Origin of the sequence: Kribbella sp. VKM Ac-2568, assembly GCF_004345365.1 — a bacterium.
Taxonomy (GTDB): domain Bacteria; phylum Actinomycetota; class Actinomycetes; order Propionibacteriales; family Kribbellaceae; genus Kribbella; species Kribbella orskensis.
In genome coordinates this window covers 169,836-189,870 of sequence record NZ_SLVF01000017.1, presented here as the reverse complement: position 1 = coordinate 189,870, position 20,035 = coordinate 169,836, and the positions used below count along the sequence as shown (strand labels likewise).

15 protein-coding genes are annotated in these 20,035 nt (G+C 69.5%); 5 read left to right on the top strand and 10 right to left on the bottom strand.

The genetic code is table 11. The features are described from left to right. Positions 1-1,068: 1,068 nt before the first annotated feature. Together EV648_RS37525 and EV648_RS37520 are read right to left on the bottom strand one after the other, a co-directional pair. Complete coding sequence (locus EV648_RS37525) at positions 1,069-2,340, bottom strand: ribonuclease D (protein WP_132300396.1); 1,272 nt, start codon at positions 2,338-2,340, stop codon at positions 1,069-1,071. After that, the gene (locus tag EV648_RS37520; protein ID WP_132300394.1) at positions 2,337-2,939 is read right to left on the bottom strand and encodes a DUF3000 domain-containing protein; all 603 of its coding nucleotides are present in this window, start codon (positions 2,937-2,939) and stop codon (positions 2,337-2,339) included. Before EV648_RS37520 ends, EV648_RS37525 begins: the two co-directional genes overlap by 4 nt. 83 nt (positions 2,940-3,022) lie before the next feature. Between EV648_RS37520 and hemE the strand changes: the two genes are divergently transcribed. Genes hemE through EV648_RS37500 form a run of 4 tightly spaced genes read left to right on the top strand, consistent with a single transcriptional unit; the run spans position 3,023 to position 6,709 of the window. Next, on the top strand, positions 3,023-4,108 hold the full coding sequence (gene hemE, locus EV648_RS37515; RefSeq protein ID WP_132300392.1) for a uroporphyrinogen decarboxylase: 1,086 nt from the start codon (positions 3,023-3,025) through the stop codon (positions 4,106-4,108). 48 nt (positions 4,109-4,156) lie between these two features. Further along, a complete protein-coding gene (hemG, locus tag EV648_RS37510) occupies positions 4,157-5,581 on the top strand; it encodes a protoporphyrinogen oxidase (RefSeq protein WP_132300390.1) in 1,425 nt (474 codons plus the stop codon). Next, complete coding sequence (gene hemQ / locus EV648_RS37505) at positions 5,578-6,315, top strand: hydrogen peroxide-dependent heme synthase (protein ID WP_132300388.1); 738 nt, start codon at positions 5,578-5,580, stop codon at positions 6,313-6,315. Before hemG ends, hemQ begins: the two co-directional genes overlap by 4 nt. A gap of 16 nt (positions 6,316-6,331) precedes the next feature. Then, positions 6,332-6,709: a VOC family protein gene (locus EV648_RS37500; RefSeq protein WP_132192369.1), complete on the top strand. Its 378-nt coding sequence runs from the start codon at positions 6,332-6,334 to the stop codon at positions 6,707-6,709. A gap of 111 nt (positions 6,710-6,820) precedes the next feature. Here the strand turns inward: EV648_RS37500 and msrB are convergent, their stop codons facing one another. From msrB to EV648_RS37475, 5 genes are all read right to left on the bottom strand, one after another. After that, positions 6,821-7,243, bottom strand: a complete 423-nt coding sequence (gene msrB / locus EV648_RS37495; protein WP_132300386.1) for a peptide-methionine (R)-S-oxide reductase MsrB — start codon at positions 7,241-7,243, stop codon at positions 6,821-6,823. 137 nt (positions 7,244-7,380) lie between these two features. Then, the gene (locus tag EV648_RS37490) at positions 7,381-9,771 is read right to left on the bottom strand and encodes a lamin tail domain-containing protein (protein WP_132300384.1); all 2,391 of its coding nucleotides are present in this window, start codon (positions 9,769-9,771) and stop codon (positions 7,381-7,383) included. 208 nt (positions 9,772-9,979) lie between these two features. After that, positions 9,980-11,395 carry an adenylate/guanylate cyclase domain-containing protein gene (locus tag EV648_RS37485; protein WP_132300382.1) on the bottom strand — a complete coding sequence of 472 codons (1,416 nt, stop codon included), beginning with the start codon at positions 11,393-11,395 and terminating at the stop codon, positions 9,980-9,982. Continuing rightward, a complete protein-coding gene (locus EV648_RS37480; RefSeq protein ID WP_132300380.1) occupies positions 11,388-13,106 on the bottom strand; it encodes an FAD-dependent oxidoreductase in 1,719 nt (572 codons plus the stop codon). Before EV648_RS37480 ends, EV648_RS37485 begins: the two co-directional genes overlap by 8 nt. A 178-nt stretch (positions 13,107-13,284) precedes the next feature. Then, positions 13,285-14,880, bottom strand: a complete 1,596-nt coding sequence (locus EV648_RS37475) for a M4 family metallopeptidase (protein ID WP_132300378.1) — start codon at positions 14,878-14,880, stop codon at positions 13,285-13,287. Between the two features lie 159 nt (positions 14,881-15,039). On the opposite strand from EV648_RS37475, the gene ligD reads away from it, so the two are divergent. Then, positions 15,040-16,098: a non-homologous end-joining DNA ligase gene (gene ligD / locus EV648_RS37470; protein ID WP_132300376.1), complete on the top strand. Its 1,059-nt coding sequence runs from the start codon at positions 15,040-15,042 to the stop codon at positions 16,096-16,098. Between the two features lie 92 nt (positions 16,099-16,190). Here the strand turns inward: ligD and EV648_RS37465 are convergent, their stop codons facing one another. From EV648_RS37465 to EV648_RS37455, 3 genes are all read right to left on the bottom strand, one after another. Continuing rightward, positions 16,191-16,946: an SDR family oxidoreductase gene (locus EV648_RS37465; RefSeq protein ID WP_132300374.1), complete on the bottom strand. Its 756-nt coding sequence runs from the start codon at positions 16,944-16,946 to the stop codon at positions 16,191-16,193. Between the two features lie 285 nt (positions 16,947-17,231). Continuing rightward, positions 17,232-19,049 (bottom strand): glycoside hydrolase family 15 protein, encoded by a 1,818-nt coding sequence (locus tag EV648_RS37460; RefSeq protein WP_241996000.1) that lies wholly within the window; start codon positions 19,047-19,049, stop codon positions 17,232-17,234. Then, on the bottom strand, positions 18,955-19,974 hold the full coding sequence (locus EV648_RS37455; protein WP_241995996.1) for an SURF1 family protein: 1,020 nt from the start codon (positions 19,972-19,974) through the stop codon (positions 18,955-18,957). Before EV648_RS37455 ends, EV648_RS37460 begins: the two co-directional genes overlap by 95 nt. Between the last annotated feature and the right edge of the window lie 61 nt (positions 19,975-20,035).

Here is a 20,035-nt window from a genome sequence, read left to right as displayed (position 1 = left end):
GTCAAGCGCTTTGGGCGGTAACCCAGCAGCCACCTCGGGTGCATCGGCAACCCATCTAAAGCCGCCGACACCCGCCATGCTGCACCAGTGAGCGCTTCGCGTCCCTTCGGGATCGGAACAAGTTCCGACTCTGGACCCTCACCACCCCGACCAGGGAAGGAACGCAGCTATCCCGGAGCCGCTCAGAGGTATGGCGACAAGGCCCAGGATGCTCCTCCGCCAGACGCTCGGGGAGTTGCCTTGCTTGGAAGCGCGGGGAGCTGCCTCGCCCGGAAGTTCGGGGTGTTCCTTTGCCCGGGCCGCGGGGCTCCCGGAACCGGCACCTTGTGCACCACCTGAGCAGATCCCGGCGACCCGGACACTCAACCGGTGCACAAAGTGCGGGCCCGGACACCAAGTCGCGACCCCGGACACGAAATGACCTGTCCCTGGGCCCCACACGGTGTCCGAGGTCCCCCCAACCGCACCGCCGTCCGGCGTCACACCCCCCAGAAGGTGTCCGAGGTCCCACCACCGGACCCCGTTCGGGCCCAGCCCGGCGATCGGCCTCCCGATGACGGGTTGTCCGGCCGCTGGCGCCTTACAAGCCGCCATTGGTCGAACGACCTGCCAGTGGTCGAACAACCCGCCAGCACCAGCCCCCGAATCGGGCACAACCACCACCCACCGGGACGAAAACCCATCCCCGGGGGGCCGCTGGCGTACCGACGGACCGGAAGTAGTCGCCGCACACACCACCCGGCAGGCACCCCACGCCTGGAACCTCCGCGACCACCCCAGTACTACATGTCGGTCCGTACACCCCACCCCGAAAGCACCACCCCGAACCCGGCTCAGACCTCTGCGCGGGATCCGCGTAGCTGCGTCCTTCCCTGGTCGGGATGGGGTGGGTCAAGAGTCGAAACTTGTTTCGATCCCGAAGGGACGCCAAAGGCGCTCTTGACGCGCACCAGCACGACTAGCACCATCACGCAGCGGAGCCCGCGAACCACCTCGGCCTATGCCCGGCGGACCACCCGCACCCATGCCAGCAGTACCACCTGGCCTGTCAGGGAAGGCACGCTGCCGCTAGTCGTCGAGCTGTTCCGCCGGCGGGGCTTCTGTGGCCAAAGCGTCGGTGAGGACTTCCGCTGTAAGGGCGATTTGCCATTCGCGGGCGCCGTGGTCGCGGAGGAAGGTGTTGACGGCGGGCAGGTCCGCGTCGGCTGGGGGTGTCCAGGCGAGGCGGCGGATGGTGTCGGGGGAGAGGAGGTTCTCCGTCGGGAGGCGGTGGGCTTCGGCGATCTCGCTGACGGCGGTGCGGGCCGCGGAGAGGCGGGCTGCCGCGTCGGGGTCGCGGTCGGCCCAGGCGCGGGCCGGGGGCGGGCCGTCGTACCGGGGGCCCTGCTTGGGGAGTTCGGAGTCCGGCAGGCGGCGGGCGTGGTCGATCGCTTCCCACCAGGTGCGCATGTGGCGGTGGGCGCCGCGGCCCTTGAACGCGGTGAGGCGCTGCAAGGTGTCGCGGTCGACCGGCATCGCGGCGGCGGCCTCGACGATCGCGGCGTCGGGGAGGATCCGGCCGGGGGAGATGTCGGCGGACTCGGCGATCTGGTCGCGGGCCTCCCAGAGCGCGCGGACGACGGCGAGGCTGCGGCGGTTGCGGACCCGGTGCATGCCGGAGGTACGCCGCCACGGGTCCGGCTTCGGCTCGCGCGGCGGGGCGTTCAGGATCGCGGTGAACTCCTGCTGGGCCCACTCCCACTTGCCCTCGCGGCGGAGCTCGTCCTCGATCGCGTTGCGCAGTTCGATCAGCATCTCGACGTCGAGCGCCGCGTAGATCAGCCAGGGGCCGGGCAGCGGGCGGGTCGACCAGTCGGCGGCCGAGTGTTCCTTGCGCATCTTGTAGCCGAGGACCTCGCTGACCAGCGACGCCAGTCCGACCTTCGGGTAGCCGAGCAGGCGGCCGGCCAGTTCGGTGTCGAAGACGGTGCGCGGGACCATGCCGACCTCGGCCAGGCAGGCCAGGTCCTGGTTCGCCGCGTGGATGATCCATTCCGCGTCGACGATCGCGTCGCCGAGCGAGGACAGGTCGCCGAACGGGATCGGGTCGACCAGGGCCGAGCCGGAGCCCTCACGGCGCAACTGCACGAGGTACGCGCGGTGGGAGTAGCGGTAGCCCGAGGCGCGCTCGGCATCGACCGCGACCGGACCGGTACCGGCCCGGAACGCCTCGACCACCTCGGCCAGGGCAGGGTCGGTGTCCACGACGTCGGAGAGTCCGTCGCGCAGTTCGAGCAGTGGCAGGTTCTCGGTCGGGTCGTCCGGGACGGGCGGCTGCTGCTGGGTCTCGGCCGGGCTCATCGGCCCCGCTGACCGCGCCGGGTCGGCATCGCGACCACCCCCGGCGGAACCGGCGGCAGTCCGGCCGCAGTGCAGAGCACCTCGCCCCACGCCTCGGCATGACGGGTCACGTCAACCATCCCGTCCGGGCCCGGCACAGGGCTCCAGGACGCACGGATCTCGATCTCCGCCGTCGCCTCGTCATCGGCCATCCCGCCGAAACTCTCGGATACCACGCGAGTGACGGTACCGCTCGGGGCCAAGAACTCCGCGCCCCGGTCGGTCAGGGCCTCCATCAGCCAGGTCCAGCCAACGCCACCGAGCAGTGCGTCCGTCACCATCTCCGGCTCGACGGCAGCACGCACATACGCGACACAGCGGAAGGTCGACTGCCAGGCGTCGTTCCCGTCCGGGTCGTAGAGGATGACCAGACGGCCGGTGGCGATATCGTCACCGTCGACCGTCACGTCGGCGCTGACCGCGGCCGCGTGCGGTGCGATCCGCTGCGGTGCGGGCATCTCCTCGACGAATACCTCGGGCCGGAACCGGGCACCACGCAATTGCGTGAGTGCTTCGGCGAACTCCGCGGGTGGCGCGTCGACCTGCTTGCGGGCACCCATGCACCGCAGCCTACGACTGATTACTCACCGACGCCGACGACGACGCGCCGGTAACCGCTTCCGGGCATGGGATTATCGGACCTGTGCCCGTAACCCAGCCTGCCCAATCACCCACCGCTACCGGTGTTCTCGCCGAGTCCGCCTTCCTGCTCGCGGCTCGCGGTGAGCCGGTCCCGCACACGCCTGTCTGGTTCATGCGCCAGGCGGGTCGCTCGCTCCCGGAGTACCGGGCGATCCGCGAAGGCACGACGATGCTCGAGTCCTGCATGCGACCCGACCTCGTCGTGGAGATAACGCTGCAGCCCGTACGCCGTTACGGCGTGGACGCGGCGATCTTCTTCTCCGACATCGTGCTCCCGCTCAAGGCGGTCGGTGTGGACCTGGAGATCAAGCCCGGAGTGGGCCCGGTGGTCGCCTCGCCGGTCCGGTCACTGGGTGACCTCGACGCGGTGCGCCCGGTGACGCCGGCGGACGTCTCGTACGTGACGGAGTCCGTGCAGCAGTTGGTGTCGCAGCTGGGTGGGACCCCGCTGATCGGGTTCGCCGGGGCGCCGTTCACCGTCGCGTCGTACCTGGTCGAGGGTGGGCCGAGCAAGGACCACGCCAAGACGAAGGCGCTGATGCACGGCGATCCCAAGCTGTGGCACGCGCTCGCCGACCGGCTGGCGGACGTGGCGATCGCGTACCTCTCGGTCCAGATCGAGGCGGGTGCCTCGGCGATCCAGCTGTTCGACTCGTGGGCGGGCGCGCTGTCGCCGCGCGACTACGCGGAGTTTGTCCAGCCGCACTCGGCGAAGGTGTTCGACGCGCTCGCGCAGTACGGCGTGCCGCGGTTGCACTTCGGGGTGAACACGGGCGAGCTGCTCGGACTGATGAGCGCGGCCGGCGCGGACGTCGTCGGCGTCGACTGGCGCGTCCCGCTGGACGAGGCCGTACGCCGGATCGCCGCCGATGGCACTCCGCCGAAGCCGGTGCAGGGCAACCTCGACCCGGCCCTTCTCTTCGCCGGCTGGAACGCGATCGAGCCGGAGATCGACCGGATCCTCCACGAGGGCCAGGCCGCCCCGGGCCACATCTTCAACCTGGGCCACGGTGTTCCGCCGAACGCGGACCCCGAGGTCCTGCACAAGGTCGTTCAAGCGGTCCACGCCAAGTCCGCCCGTTCCTGACTGGGGGCCTGCCTCAAGTCGCTTGTGGTGGCGGGTGAAGATGGGGGCGTGGAACCAAGGTCTGTGGTGGTTGTCGGGGGCGGGATCAGTGGACTGGCTGCGGCGTATGCGCTGGCGAGCGGTCCGAATCCACCGCGGATCACCGTTCTCGAGTCGTCGCCGAGGCTCGGCGGCAAGCTGGCGGGCGCCGAGCTCGAAGGCATCCCGGTGGACCTGGGCGCCGAGTCTGTCCTGGCTCGCCGACCCGAAGCGGTGGACCTGATCCGTGCGGTCGGGCTCGCCGCCGACTTGGTGCATCCGGCAACGACCTCGGCCGGGCTCTGGATCGGCGACCGGATCCGCGCCATCCCGCCGACGGTGATGGGCGTGCCGACCGATCCGGCGAGCACGGTCGATGTGCTCGGCGAGGAAGCAGCCGACCAGGTCGCGCACGAGCCTGAGCTGGCCGAGCCCGCGCTCACCGAGGACGTCGCCATCGGGCGATTCGTCGCTGATCGCATGGGGTCGGCAGTGACCGATCGGCTAGTCGATCCGCTGCTCGGCGGGGTGTACGCGGGCAGGGCCGAGGAGATCTCGCTCGCTGCGGCCGTCCCCGAGCTGTTCGCCAAACTCCGTACCGCGCCGAGCCTGCTGGCGGCGACAGCCGAGCTACGCGAGACCGGCCAGCGCCGCAACGCCGACGGAGCCCCGGTCTTCGCCGGAATCCGCGGCGGCATCCACCGCCTGATCACCGCGCTGGAGCAGGACCTGCAGGCGCGCGGCGTACAGATCCACCGCAACGCGACGGTACGGCGAATCAGCCGTGGCCCGGATGGCGTCTACGAGCTGGAGGTCGGCCCTGTGCCCGCTCCCACCGTGCTGCAGGCCGACGCCGTCATCGTGGCGGTCCCGGCGACACCGGGGGCTCGGATGCTGGCCCAGGTCGTCCCGCAGGCTGCCACCGAGCTGGCGGCCATCGACCACGCGAGCATGGCGATCGTCACACTCGCGGTGCGTAAGAAGGACTGGCCTGAGTCCGCGACAGGCTCGGGCTTCCTTGTCCCGTCTGTGGAGGGCCGCACGATCAAGGCGTCGACCTACTCGCACGCCAAGTGGCAGTGGTCCGCCGACGCCGGGGGAGACCTCGCAGTACTGCGGTGCTCGGTCGGGCGGCTCGGCGAGGAGTACGTGCTCCAGCGGTCGGACGAGGAGCTCACGGCACTCGCTGCTGCGGATCTACGCCAGGCAGTGGGCCTGGATGCACCTGTGGTCGGCTCACTGGTGACCCGGTGGGGCGGGGGGCTCCCGCAGTACGCAGTAGGTCACTTGGACCGCATTGACCGGGTGGAAGCCGCTGTGGCGGAGCAACCTGGGCTTGCGGTCTGCGGAGCGGCGTACCGGGGTGTCGGGATCGCCGCCTGCGTCGCCTCGGCAGGGAAGGCGGCAACCCGGGTGCATGCTCACCTGGAGGCATTGGCGACAATGGCCAGGTGACCGAGACTCCAGCCGCCGCACAGCCCGAGAACACCCAGCCCGCGAAGCCCAAGGCGCGCGAGCTGAACAACGTGATCCGCTACACCATGTGGTCCGTCTTCAAGGTCGAGACGCCGCTGGGTGACGCGGACCGGGACGAGCTGGCCTCGGAGCTGTCGGACATCGTCGGCAAGCTCGCCGCCGACGACGACGTGGTGATCCGCGGCTGGTACGACGTGGAGGGCTTCCGCGCGGACGCGGACTTCATGGTCTGGTGGCACGCGCCGACGTCGGACGCCCTGCAGAAGGCGTACCACGCGCTGCGCCGGTCGCGGCTCGGCCGGCACCTCGCGCCGATCTGGTCGCAGTTCGCGCTGCACCGGCCGGCCGAGTTCAACAAGAGCCACATCCCGGCGTTCCTGGCCGACGAGGAAGCCCGCGCCTACATCTGCGTGTACCCGTTCGTGCGGTCGTACGAGTGGTACCTGCTGCCGGACGAGGAGCGCCGCTTCATGCTCGCCGAGCACGGCAAGATGGCGCGCACCTACCCCGACGTCCGGGCCAACACGGTGGCGTCGTTCGCGCTCGGCGACTACGAGTGGATGCTCGCCTTCGAGGCCGACGAGCTGCACCGGATGGTCGACCTGATGCGGGACCTGCGCGCGTCCACGGCCCGTCGGCACGTGCGTGAGGAAGTCCCCTTCTACACCGGAAAGCGGGCCGAGCTCAGCGAGCTGGTCGCGAACCTGGCCTGACCGGGGACGCGCTGAGATGGAACGCAAAGCCTTCCCGGTGCTGTACGTCGCGAACGTGCGGCGATCCGTCGAGTTCTTCGGCCTGCTCGGCTACGAGTCGAGGTACCAGTTCCCGCTGGAGGGTGACCCGCACTACGTCGGCCTCGAGCGCGGCGAGTCGTCGCTCGGCATCGCGGACTCCAGCTGGCCGGAGGCGCAGCTCGGCATCACCGTCGGCACCGCTCCCCGGTTCGAGCTCTTCGTGTACGTCGACGACGTCGAGGCCCAGGTGGAGACCTTCCGCACTGCCGGCTACGCAGTACTGCAGGAACCGGCCACCATGCCGTGGGGCGAACGCCAGGCCTACGTCTCCGACCCCGACAACAACCCCATCGCCCTCGCCACCCCGATCTAGTCCGGGTCTGGCCGCTCTAGTCCGGGTCTGGGGCCGCCTTGCTGTCGGCCGCGTGTTCCGGGGGTACGCGAAAGCCCGCCCTGCCGGTGGCAGAGCGGGCCTGTGCGGTGATTACTCCGCCGGGGCCAGCGCGAGGCTGACAGAGTTGATGCAGTAGCGGAGGTCGGTGGGGGTGCCGTAGCCCTCGCCCTCGAAGACGTGGCCGAGGTGGGAGCCGCAGTTGGCGCAGCGGACCTCGACCCGCTTCATGCCGAGCGCGTGGTCCTCGATGTACTCGACCCGGTCCTCGGCCAGCGGCGCGAAGAACGACGGCCAGCCGCAGTGCGAGTCGAACTTGGTCTCGCTGCGGAACAACTCCGCGTCACACGCCCGGCACTTGTAGACACCGATCGTCTTGGTGTCGGTGTACTCACCGGTGAACGGCCGCTCGGTGCCCGCCTTGCGGAGCACCTGGAACTCTGCCGGCGACAGCTGAGCCCGCCACTCCTCGTCGGACTTCTGTACGGCGTACTGCCTGGTGCTGCTGTCTGTCATCAGACCTCCTCAGTCGAGGAGCCGGAATCCCAGGGGAATCCGGCTCCTCTCCAGTATCGGCGGTCGCTCAAGCAGAATCCCGCCCGGGCGGTCGCCGTAATCCAGCCGTCATCGCGCGCCGACGGCCGGCCGACGGCTCACCGGACCCAGGACGGCAGCGGGACGACTTTGACGACCTGCGGGTCGTGATCGCTGATCTGGTCGGGGAACTCGGCGTTCATGTGCACGATGTCGTACTGCGAGGCCGGCTGCAGGTTCTTCGACATCAGGATCTGGTCCAGGATCTGGCTGTTCCCCTCGAACACGTAGCTGTACCGCTCGGGGGCCTGCAGCGTCTTCGGCAGGCTGATCAGCGCGGTCTTGCCGGAACCGATCAGGATGTCCGCAGTCTGGGAGAAGTCGAAGTCGTTCAGGTCCCCGAGCACGATCACGTTCGCGCCGGTGTCCTTGGCCAGGATCTGGTCGACGAAGGTCCGCACCGACTGCGCCTGCTCGTGCCGCTTCGGCGCGGAGCTCTGCACGGGCGGCTGGATCCGGCCCCAGAGCGGGTCGTCGCCGCCCTTGGAGCTGAAGTGGTTGACCACCACGAACAGGCTCTGACTGTGCCAGGTGAACTCGCCCGCGAGCGGTACCCGGGTGGCCGCCCAGGCCGGGTTCGCCGGGTCGACGCGGCCCGGCGAGGAGCTCAGGTGCGGCCGGCCGAAGCGGTCGGTGGTGATCGTGGTCGCCGTGGTCGAGCCGCCGCCGGCGCGGTCGACGAACTTCACCGGCTTGTCCGTGCGGTACATGAACGCGACCCGGATGTTGCCGCCCGGCTCGCCGCCCTCGGCGCCGTCGACCGGATCGATCTGCCGCCACGCGTACTCCGGGCCGCCGGCCTTCAGGATCGCCGCGGCCAGCATGTTCAGCGTGAGGTCCGCGCCGGTGGTCCCCGAGTTCACTGCGCCGTCGTTGTCCTGCACTTCCTCCAGGCCGAGGATGTCTGGTGAGGCGAGGTTCTTCACCACCGCCTGGGCCAGTCCGTCGAACTTGGCGTCGCCGTCGGACGGGTCCAGGTTCTCCACGTTGAACGTCGCGACCGATACCTGCAGCGGAGAGGAGGGCTTGGTCTTCTCACGCTGGACGTTGCCGTCGATCACGGTCGGGGTCTGCGTGACGAGGAACTTGAAGTTGCCGAAACCGTAGTCCAGCACGCCGGTCACGGTGCCGGCCAGCTTGTCCCCGGTCTTGGCGTCGGGAACCGGTGCCAGCACGTCGTCCAGCAGGACCCGCTCCGGGTTGCTGTCGGTCTTCTGCAGCAGGATGCCGCCGCGGACCGTCCGGAGGCTCGAGCCTTTCGGAACGACGGACAGCTCGCGGAAGGAGCTGGTCGGGCCGGTCACCTCGGGCTCGTTGATGCCGAGCCACATGCCCTCCAGCGACTCCCAGAAGTCAAGGCCGTCGGTGGCCGGCTCGAAGGTGCCGGTGGTCTCGACGTCACCGGTGGAATCGTCGTCGATCACGGTCGACGGGGGCACCCGGCCGCCCGGGCCGACGATGGTCGCAGCCGGTACGGCGGCGGTGCCGGTCACGGCGACCGTCGGGTTGGTGACCTCGGTGGTGGTCAGGTTGTCGGTGCCGCCCGAGCCGCCGGGGCGGAACTCGGCGACCGTGCCCTTGACCGTCACCGCGTCGCCGACCGCCACGGTCGGAGCCGAGCTGGTGAAGACGAAGAGGCCTTCGCTGGTGGCCGGGTTGTCGTCGGGCTGCGTGTCCTGGAACCAGAAGCCGTTGCCGCTCTTCGCGGTGACCACACCGGTCACGCTGGCGACGAGCTTGCCGGCCAGCGGCGACAGGTGCGCGGCGCCCTGGATGTCGTGGATCTTCGCGTCCACCGGGTCTGGGTCCGGGGGAGCGGAGGTCAGCGTCTTGGGCGACGGGTTGACCGCCTCGAACTCGGTGGCGTTGTTGTCGAGGTCCTTGGTCGGGTCCTTGCGGGTGACCGAGGTGGTGTTCGAGGTGCCCGGCGCGGGGCTGGTCTCCGAGTCGTTCGTCGCGCTCCCGTAGCCGACGAAGTCGATCACGCCGGCGGCGGTGTCGCAGTCCGCTCCACAGGCCAGGTTGTCGGTCGACTGGACCAGCGCGACCTTGCCGGCCGAGGCGGACATGTTGATGCTGCCGGTCACGTCGGGGGTCGGCAACGGCTGTCCGTTGGCCCCGCCTGCGCCCTGGACGAGGTAGACGCCGCCCGGAGCCAGGCTGCCGGTCAGGTTGATCTTGTTCGTCCAGGTGGTGCCGGCGGTCGACCCGTACTGGACTGACCAGCCGGTCAGCTCGACCGGGGAGCTGCTGTTGTTCGTCAGCTCGATGAAGTCGTTCGTGTACGGAGCGCCGGAGTTGCCGCCACCGCCGTACACCTCGGTGATGACCACGGTGGACGAGGCGGCGAGTGCCGGTGCGGCCGCGATCACGGCGACACCTGACACGACGAGACTGGAGGTGACCACAAGGGCGCCCAGGCGGCGCCGTGATCGGTTCTGGGCAGACATGTGCCGGATTCTCACACCCCCACCACCCCCCGCCAACCCCCAAGAGATGAACACCCGAAACCCACCCCCAAACCCACGGGTTCCCCTTCGCCCCCACCGCTCCAACCCCACGCCCTCAACCCGCCGAACCCACCCGCCGAACCCACCCACAGATTCCAGCCGCTGAACGCGCCCGCTAGGCCCACTCACGGTCCCCTGGCTGCTGGTGTCAGGTGAGGGTGTCGGTGGGTGGGGGGTTTGGGGTGGGGGTGGGGCGGAGGGAGATGAGGCGGTGGACCTGGAGAGGTTCGGCTTTGCCTTTGAGGTCGAGGAGGCCTATCGACTCGGTGACGGCCTCGGGGAGGAGGGCTTTGGTGCCGGGCCCGATGGCGACTCCTCCGCCGGGTGCCTTGCCCTCGATCCGGGAGGCGACGTTGACCGTGTCGCCGATGACTGTGTGGGTCCGGCCGCCCTCGGTGCCGAGCAGGCTGACCGAGGCGACTCCGCTGTTGATGCCGACCCGGAACTGCGGCCAGTCAGGATGTGCGGCCCGGACGACCGCCGCTGCCTCCTGCAGCGCCAGTCCGGCCGCGGCTGCCCGGGCCGCGTGGTCCGGCTGATCACCCCGTTTGTTGAACGTGACCATCAGCGCGTCCCCGATGATCCGATCCACCTCACCACCGTGCCTGCGAACCACCGGCGGTACGGCGACCTCGAAGTACGTGTTGAGCATGGCGGTGACCTCGCCCGGCTCGTGGTTCTCCGAGAAGGTGGTGAAGCCCTGGAGATCGGCGAAGAGCACGCTCAGTTCGCGGCGGCCGGACACGGTGTCGGCGAGGTACAGGTCCGAGAAGCGCTCCTCGTGCCACTGGATCCGCACCCCGGCGACCACGAGGATGAACGCGAGCAGGAGCAGTGCGTGCCATTCCCACCAGGACAGCGCCCAGTTCCGCGCGAAGACCAGCGCCACCATCGCCTCGCCCAGCAGCACAAAGGCCGCGATCATCGACAACAGCATCAGCGACGGTCGTTGCCACCACAGCCCGAGGTAGCGGATCGCGGTCACGGCGTACAGCAAGATCGCGGGCACAGCGAGCGCGGTCAGGATCCCATCGGCGCTCTCGGGCACCGAAGTACTGTGCAACGGCGGCAGCCGGGTCACCGAGGCAACCGCCCACAACGCCATCAGGACAAACAGTCCCGTGCGCAGAAGCCGCCCCCACCGCATCGCCCTCGGCAGCCGGGGACCAGTCAGGTTCGGGCTCGACAACAGCGCGAAGATCGACCCGATCGTGATCCCGACCGGCGTCGCCAAGACGAACCCGACATTGGGCGTATCGAGCAGTACGCCGGGAGTCGCCAGCGCGTGCAACGCCAGAAACCCCGCAGCCGACAGGAACGCCAGCGCAACGAACAGCACTCGCGGATCCCCACGCTGCAAGGCAGCAGCCCCGGTGGAATAAGCCAGTACTGCGCTCAGCGCCGCCGTGATCAGCACGAGCCAGAAGTGCGACGGGTGGTGCTCCCAGTGCACGTCGAGCTGTGGTCGCCGGATGAGCAACGCCAACCCCGCCAAGGGAACCAGCAGGGCCACAGCGGTGGCCACCAGCATCGCGGGGGAGTAGATGAACCGGCGCTTAGCCATCCGCGCCCTTGAAGTGCTCGTGGATCTGCGACACCACCACCGATCCTTCGCCGACGGCGGAGGCGACCCGCTTGACCGAGCCGCAGCGCACGTCGCCGACCACGAACAACCCGGGAATGGTGGTTTCGTAGGGCTTCGGCGGACGCGACTGCGTCCACAGGGGATCGGCCGCCGCGTCCGAGCCGGCGAGGACGTACCCGTGCTCGTCCCGCCCGATCTCCGGCAGCCACCGCGTCCCAGGCTCGGCGCCGATCATCACGAACAGCCCGTCGACGTTGAGGGTTTCCTCCGCGCCGGTCCGCCGATGCCGCAGCACGATGTTCTGCAACCTGCCCTCGCCACCTCCGCCGACGATCTCGCTCGACGTACGGACGACCACGTTCGGGGCCGCGTCGATCGCGTCGATCAGGTAGCGCGACATGCTCTGGACGAGCGACTCGCCCCGAATCACGATGCTGACCTGACGGCAGTAGCGGGCCAGGTGCAGGACGGCCTGCCCGGCCGAGTTGCCGCCACCCACGACACAGGCATCTCGATCGGTCAGCCCATGGGCCTCGGACACACTGGCCCCGTAGTACACACCGGCACTGGTCAGTGCTTCGAGCTCCGGGACGCCGAGCCGGCGGTAGGCCACCCCGGTCGCCAGGACGACGGCGCGCGCCGTGACCTCGCCGACGTCACTGATCTCCGCCAGGAAGCCGTTCGGCTTCTCCTCGAGCCGCGTCACCTGCCGCATGAGCAGGAAGTGCGCGCCGAACACCCACGCCTGCTGGTAACCGCGCTGCGCCAGTTCCGACCCGGTGACACCGCGCGAGAACCCGAGGTAGTTGCGGATGAGCGAGCTCGTCCCCGCTTGCCCGCCGATCGCCTCGCGCTCGACCACGAGCGTCCGAAGCCCCTCGGACGACGCATAGACGGCGGCAGCCAGCCCAGCCGGCCCGGCACCGATCACCAGTACGTCGAACGCGCGCCCCTCGTCCGCCAGAGTTGTGCGGACGCCCCACGCCTCGGCGACCTCGGCATCGGTCGGGTCGTGCAGGATCGTGCTGCCGACCGCGGCCATCCACACCAGTACTCCGGCCCCGGGATCCGGCTCGTGGATCGCGTGCAGGACATCGTTCGCCTCGGGGGAGCCGCTCGGCCGGAAGGCGTTCGGGATCCCGTTGCGACTCAGCAGACTCGTGATGGCGTGGGCCCGGGCCGAGTGTTGCTCGGCGATGACGACGACCTCGCGCCAGTTCGCGGTCTCGTTGCGGGACCACTCCTGGACGAACTCGGCGACAGTGCGGTGGAAGAGTTCGTCGCGGTTGATCCACGGCTTCAGGACGTAGTAGTTGATGTCGCCGACGGCCATCGCGGCCAGAATCGCGGCGGCCGTGTCGCGGTCGGCCCAGGCGCCCCACGGGATCAGCATCGCGCGCCGTGCGTCAGGATGCAGACTGCGGGCGCGGTGCAGGACCTCGGATCGCTCGGTGGCAGGAAGCTCGTGGTCGACCATGACGACCGCGACGCGTTGCTCGAGCTCGTGCGCGAGCTCCAGACTGCGCAGCGCGTCGGGCGCGGTCAGTTCGCCCCGGACCCGGAAGTCGACTCCGAAACTTCGCTCGAGCTCGCTCTCGAGCCGGTCCAGTCGCTCCGGGTCGACATCGACCACCAGCACCAGTGGCCTCGCCGCCCGGAGACTCGGCTTACCACCGGGTACCCCACCCATGCTGTGACAGTAAGTCCGGCGGTCGGGCTCGGCAACGGATCATACGTTTGATCGCCGGTCCTGTCCGCCCCAGTGGGACAGGACCGGCGACGCTCGCGACCGGTCCGCTCGTCGCGGGCCGGGGTTCGCTCCGCGATGGAGGAGCCGGATACACCTCCACCGCGGAGCAGAAGAGGCGCTAGTTCACGCTGACCGCGGACCAGGCCGCCGCGACACCCGCGCGCTCGGCGCTGGCCGCGCCGTACAGGTCGGTGGCCGCGTTCAGCGTCGCGGTCCGGGCCTGCGCGTAGGTGGTGCCGGTGGTCATGTACGTGGTGAGCGCGCGGTACCAGATCCTGGCGACCTTCTCGTGGCCTATGCCGGTCACGGTGCTGCCGTTGCAGGTCGTCGAGTTGTGCGGCAGGCCGCCGATGGTTTTGGCGCCGCTGCCCTCGGAGGCGAGGTAGGCGAAGTGGTTCGCCACGCCGGAGGAGTAGTGCACGTCCAGGTTGCCGACGCCGGAGGAGTAGCAGTCGACGGAGTTGCCGTCCTTGCTCGGCTTGTCCATGTACCGCAACGCCGGGCGGTCCTTCATGATCTCCTCGCCGATGTAGTAGTCGCCCGGGTCGTTGGCGTTGTTCGAGTAGAACTCGACCATGGTGCCGAAGATGTCGCTGGTGGCCTCGTTCAGGCCGCCCGACTCACCGGAGTACGTCAGGTTCGCGGTCGCCGAGGTGACGCCGTGGGACATCTCGTGGCCGGCCACGTCGATCGAGACGAGCGGTCCGGCGACCACGCCGTCACCGTCGCCGTACGTCATCTTCTTGCCGTCCCAGAAGGCGTTCACGTAGTTCGTGCCGTAGTGGACGCGGCTGGGGACGCCCTTGCCGTTGTTGAAGATGCCGTTCCGGCCGTGGATGTTCTTGTAGTAGTCGAACGTGGTCGCGGCACCGTAGTGCGCGTCCACCGCGGCCGAAGCCCGGTCGGTGTTCAGGCCGTTGCCCCAGTGGTTGTCGGCGTCGGTGAACTTGGCCGCCACCGGGCATCCGAATCCGAACAGCTGACACAGGATCGAGTCGGTCTTGTTCTGGGCGTCGAGGGTCGTTCCTCCGCCACGAACCGCGTCCGTCAGCGTGAAGCCACCCGTCGCCGTGGAAGTGTCGATCGGCACCGTCCCGGAGTACAGGCTTTTGCCGTCGCCAGTCGCCGTGTGGATGTGCTGCTCGCTCACCAGCTTGGCGCCCGTCAGCGCGTCCACCGTGGTGGTCACGTGGCTCGGGGTGCCGTCGGCCTGCGTCCCGCCGCTGGTGACCAGGTAGGCGAGTCGCGGGGCGCCCTTGCGGGCCTCGATCACCAGAGACGGCTTTCCCTCGGCCTTGAGGCCACCGGTGAGCGCCTTGGCGGTGGCCTGAGCCACGGAGACCTTCGGAATACGGCTGACGTCGGCAGAGCGGCTCAGGGTCAGGCTGGCGCCCTTCCACGCTCCGTCCTTGGCCTGGTGGACCACGACGTCGCCCCCCAGTACCGGCAGGCCGCCGATGCTGCGGTCCAGCCGGACGTGGCTGGAGCCGTCCTGGTCGACGATCACGTCCCGTACCGCGAACTTGTCGGCGCCGGTGGCTCGCAGCGTGCCGAGGTTCTCGGTGATCGCTGCCTTGGCCCGGGCGACCGCTGCGGCGGGGGTCGGGCCGGGGTCTGCCTTGGGCGCGGCGGTGGCCGTACTGGCCCCGGTGAACCCCAGAGCGGTTGCGGTCGCCACTGCGGTGGCAGCGGCGAGCAGGGCGGACTTGTTCATCCTCGTGCTCCTTCAAGAGTGTCCCGGGGGCCTCACGCCCCAGGAACGAGGTGCTGGAACGTTACCGCTCGGTCACCTAGGGTGGCCAGAGGTTGGGAAAAGTTGCCTTTCCCGCGCGCTCGCGCTCTTTTGGTCCGAGCCGGGCGGTAGCGTCGCGCCATGGCGGCGACCAAGGCAATCGAGCTGGACATCGCGGGGCGGACGGTCCGGGTCAGCAACCCGGACAAGCCGTACTTCGCGGACCGTGGACTGACCAAGCTGGACATCGTGAACTACTTCGTCGCGGTCGGCGACGGCATCCTCGGCGCGCTCCGGGACCGCCCGACCACGCTGGAGCGCTGGCCCGGCGGCTGGTTCGAGGGCGCGAAGCTGTCCACCCGGATGGACAACAAGGGCGACGCGTTCTACCAGAAGCGGGTCGCCAAGGGGGCTCCCGAGTGGGTGGAGACGGCGACCATCAAGTTCCCCAGCGGCCGGCCGGCGGACGAGGTCTGCCCGACCGAACTGGCCGTCGTCGCCTGGGCGGTGAACCTCGGCACCTTGACGTTCCACCCCTGGCCGGTGCGACGCCCTGAGCTCGACTCACCCGACCAGCTGAGGATCGACCTCGACCCCCAGCCCGGTACTGACTTCAAGAGCGCGGTAGCCGTCGCCCCGGCCCTCCGCGAACTCCTGGCCGAGCACGGTTTGGAAGGCTTCCCGAAGACCTCCGGCGGCCGCGGTCTGCACGTTTATGTGCCCATCGAAGCCCGCTGGACCTTCGTCGAAGCCCGCCGCGCGGTGATCGCCCTGGGCCGCGAGCTCTCGCACCGCCTGCCCGACCAGGTCACCGTCAACTGGTGGAAGGAGGAACGCGGCGAACGAGTCTTCATCGACTACAACCAGATGGCCCGCGACCGAACCATTGCCTCCGCCTACTCGGTCCGCCCCAACGCCAGAGCCCGCGTCTCCGCCCCCCTCCGCTGGGAAGAACTCGACGACGTGGTCCCCGACGACTTCGACGTCCTCACCATGCCCGCCCGCTTCGCCGAGGTCGGTGACCTCCACGCCGCAGTAGCCGAAAAGGCCTTCTCCCTCGACTCCCTCCTCGACCTCTCCGCCAAACACGAACGAGACCTGGGCGAAGCCGACCTCCCCTATCCCCCCGAATACCCCAAAATGCCCGGCGAACCCAAACGAGTCCAACCCTCCAAAGACCGAGACCGCCCCAAGGACTGACCTCCGGCGCCACGGGAAGCTACGTAGGGCGCTCCGCCGACGATCAGCCGGTCTGCGAGCTACCCCAACCACAAACCAAAACCACAAAGAACCTAGAAGGTCCGCAAAGCCCCGCCGTCGATCGGGATGATCGCTCCCGTCACGTAAGACGCGACCGGCGACAGCACAAACGCGGCCACCCGTCCGAACTCCTCCGGATTCCCGTAGCGCCGCAACGGGATCGTCTTCTCCGAGGCACGCCGCGCGGCGTCCGGGTCCCCGCTCTTCCCGTCCAGTTCCTTCAGCCGATCCGTGGCGATCCGTCCCGGCATCAGCCCGTTGACCCGGATCCCGTTCGGCCCGAGCTCGTCGGCCAGCGTCTTCGCGACCATCGCGAGCCCCGGCCGCAACCCGTTGGAGATCGCCAGCCCGGGAATCGGCGACTTCACCGACGACGAGAGCACGAACGCGATCGAAGTACCCTCCGAGCCCGCGCGCGCCACCGACCGCGCGATCCGCAGCCCACCAAGGAACACGCTGTCGAACGCCGCCCGCCAGTCGTCCTCATCCGTCTCCAGCGCGGTACCGGGCCGAGGCCCGCCCACACTGATCAGTGCCCCATGCAACGCGCCCCACTTGGCGATGGCGGTAGCGGCGAGTCGCTCAGCACTCTCCGGATCGGCGTTGTCCACCGATATGCCCACGACGTTCTCGCCCAGTTCCGCGGCGGCTCGTGAGATCGACTCTTCGTTCCGGCTTGAGATCACCAGCCGCGCGCCCTCATCGGCAAGAGCCTTAGCCGTAGCGAATCCGAGGCCGCCGCTGGCGCCCGTGACGATATAGGTGCGATCACGCAGTCCAAGGTCCACGCACCCATCCTGCCTCACCCGCCCCACTCCCGCTCCCGGCCGCATCGCCCCCTGTGGCATCGATCTCACCACTCGGACGCCAGTCTCGACCACCACACGCCCCTCCCACCGTCACCAAACGTCCTCACCCACCAATTCCCCGACACGCCGTACGTCGTCCGACTGGTGGCCGAAGGCAAGCAGCACCCCTCGCCGCAGTTGATGCCGTGGCCGGCTTGCCGGTACTACGGGGTGCCGGGCTGGGGTGAGCCGGCCTGCAGTTGTGAGCTGCCGGGGGGTGCGGGGTTAGTAGGCGGAAGGGCGGAGGGGAGTGTGGTCTGAGGTGGTTAGGTGCCAGGCGGTGTTTACCAGGCCCAGGTGGGAGAAGGCTTGGGGGAAGTTGCCGAGCATGCGTTTCGCGACGGGGTCGTACTCCTCGGAGAGGAGACCCACGTCGTTGCGGAGGGCAACTAACTTCTCGTAGAGGTTGCGGGCTTCACCGGTGCGGCCGATCAAGGCGAGGGAGTCGGCCAGCCAGAAGGAGCAGATCAGGAAGGCCCCCTCGTCGTCGGGGAGACCGTCGTCGACGTGTTCGGTGAGGTAGCGGCGGACGAAGCCGTCGACGGCTAGTTCCTTGCGGACCGCCTCGACCGTGCCGATCACCCGCGGGTCGTCCGGCGGGAGGAAGCCCACCTGGGGGATCAGCAGGGTCGACGCGTCGAGCGCCTTGCTCCCGTAGGCCTGCGTGAAGGTGTTCCGCTCGGCGTCGTACGCCTCGGCGCAGACCTGGCGGTGGATCTCGTTGGCCGTGGCGCGCCACTTCTTGGCCGGACCGCCCATCCCGAACCGCTCGACAGCCCGGGCCGCCCGGTCGAACGCCACCCATGCCATCACCTTCGAGTACGTGAACTGCTGGCGTCCGCCGCGCACCTCCCAGATGCCCTCGTCCGCCATCGGCCAGACCTCGCTCAGGTGCCGCATCAACCCGCGTTGCACCGACCAGGCTTCCTCGCTCGGCCCGGTCTGGGTCTCCCGGGCGAGGGCGAGCACATCCATCACCTCGCCGAACACGTCGATCTGCAGTTGGTCGGCCGCCGCGTTCCCGATCCGTACCGGCTGGGAACCGCCGAACCCGGGCAACCACCCGGCCTCGAGTTCGGTCAACCTGCGCTCGCCCGTGACGCCGTACATGATCTGCAGGTCGGCGGGTGCTCCCGCGATGGCCCGGAGCAGCCAGTCGCGCCAGGCCTGGGCCTCCTCGGTGTAACCCGAGCGGAGCATCGCCGCCAGCGTCATGGTCGCGTCGCGCAGCCAGCAGAACCGGTAGTCCCAGTTGCGCCGGCCGCCTAGCGACTCGGGCAGCGAGGTGGTCGGCGCCGCGACGATGCCGCCGGACGGCATGTACGTGAGCGCCTTCAGCGTCAGCAGCGACCGCGTCACCTCCTCGGCCATCTCGCCCGCGTCCGTACTGCGGCCGATCCACTCCGTCCAGAAGCTCTCGGTGGGCTCGAGCGAGCCGAGTGCGTCGGTCGGTTCGGGAGCGGGCTGGTGCGACTGGTGCCAGGTGAGCACGAACCACGCGCGATCACCCGCGCCGACGGTGAAATCGGCGTACGTCGCGAAGTCCCGGCCGTACTGGTGCACGTCACTGCGCAGGGCGACCGCGTCGGGACCGGCGACCGCCACGATCTGGCCGTCGAGCCGCCGCACCCACGGGGTCACGCTGCCGTAGTCGAACCGCAGCCGCAGCTCCGACCGCATCGACACGGTGCCGCTGATGCCCTCGACGATCCGGACCACGTCGGGCGCCTCGTCACGGGGCGGCATGAAGTCGAGCACCCGGACCGAGCCGGTCGGGGTGGACCACTCGGTCTCCAGCACGAGGGTGTCACCGCGGTAGTGCCGGCTGCACTTGGCGTCGCCGTCGCGAGGGCGCAGCCGCCAGTGGCCGTTGTCGTCGGTGCCGAGCAGTGCGGCGAAGCATGCGGGGGAGTCGAACCGCGGGAAGCAGAGCCAGTCGATCGAGCCGTCAGTCGAGACCAGGGCCGCCGTCTGCAGGTCCCCGATCAGCGCGTAGTCCTCGATCCGCCGGTCCGGCAGTGACTGTCGCCGGCTCGGATCCACCTTCTCCGCCGACCCCACCTCCGCCGGCCGCACCCGCGCCGATCCCGCCTTCTCCGCCGACCCCGCCGCCTTCTCCGCCCGAGCCGCCTTCTCCGCCGGAGCCGCCGCCGGCTCCGCCCCCGCCGCCGGTTCCGTCCCCGCCGCCGGTTCCGCCGGACGTGCCGTCTGACCGGCTGCCGCCTTCTGACTTGTCACCATTGACGTCCTGTCTGGAGAAGTAGACCAATCCGCCGACGGCCAGCAGGGCGAAGAAGAACCACTGCAGCGCGTAGAAGAAGTGTGGCCCGTCGTCGATCTCCGGACCGGGGAACCCGCCGAAGGCAGGATCGGCCGCCGGCATCTGGCGATCCACGGTCAGGTACCCGTCGTACAGGGTGAGCCCCAGAGCGGACGCGAACTCCGGCCCGTTGATCAGCCGCGCGGTGCCGTCGACCGGCGTACCGCCGCTGGTGTGTCCGCCGCGCTCGCTGCGCCGCAGCCGGCCCGTCACGGACACCTCGCCGGACGGTACGGCGGGCACGTTGCCCGGGGCCAGCTCCGCGCCCTGCCGGGGCAGGAACCCGCGATCGACCAGTACCGCGCTGCCGTCGGCCAGCACCAACGGCGTGACGATCTCGAACCCCGGGCGGTCCTCCACGTTGCGGTAGCGCATCACGACCTGCTTGGAGGCGTCGTAGCGCCCGGTGACCACAGCGGTCCGCCAGTCATGCTGCTCGCCGACCACCCGCTCCGGTCCGACGATCTCGGCCAGCGGGGCCGGGGGAGCGGCCAGATTGCTGCGGGTGACCTCGTTGCGGGCCTTGCGTTCATCCAGCCGGTGCAGCTGCCAGCGGCCGAGCTGCACACAGACCCCGGCAAGGACCAGGATCACCAACGCGGCGGCGATCCACCGGGGATTCAACAGACGACGCGGCGTTCTCGGCACCCTTCGAACTTAAGCCATCCACCGGAACGCCCCGCGCTCGGCTGCCCGGGCCACGTAGTCT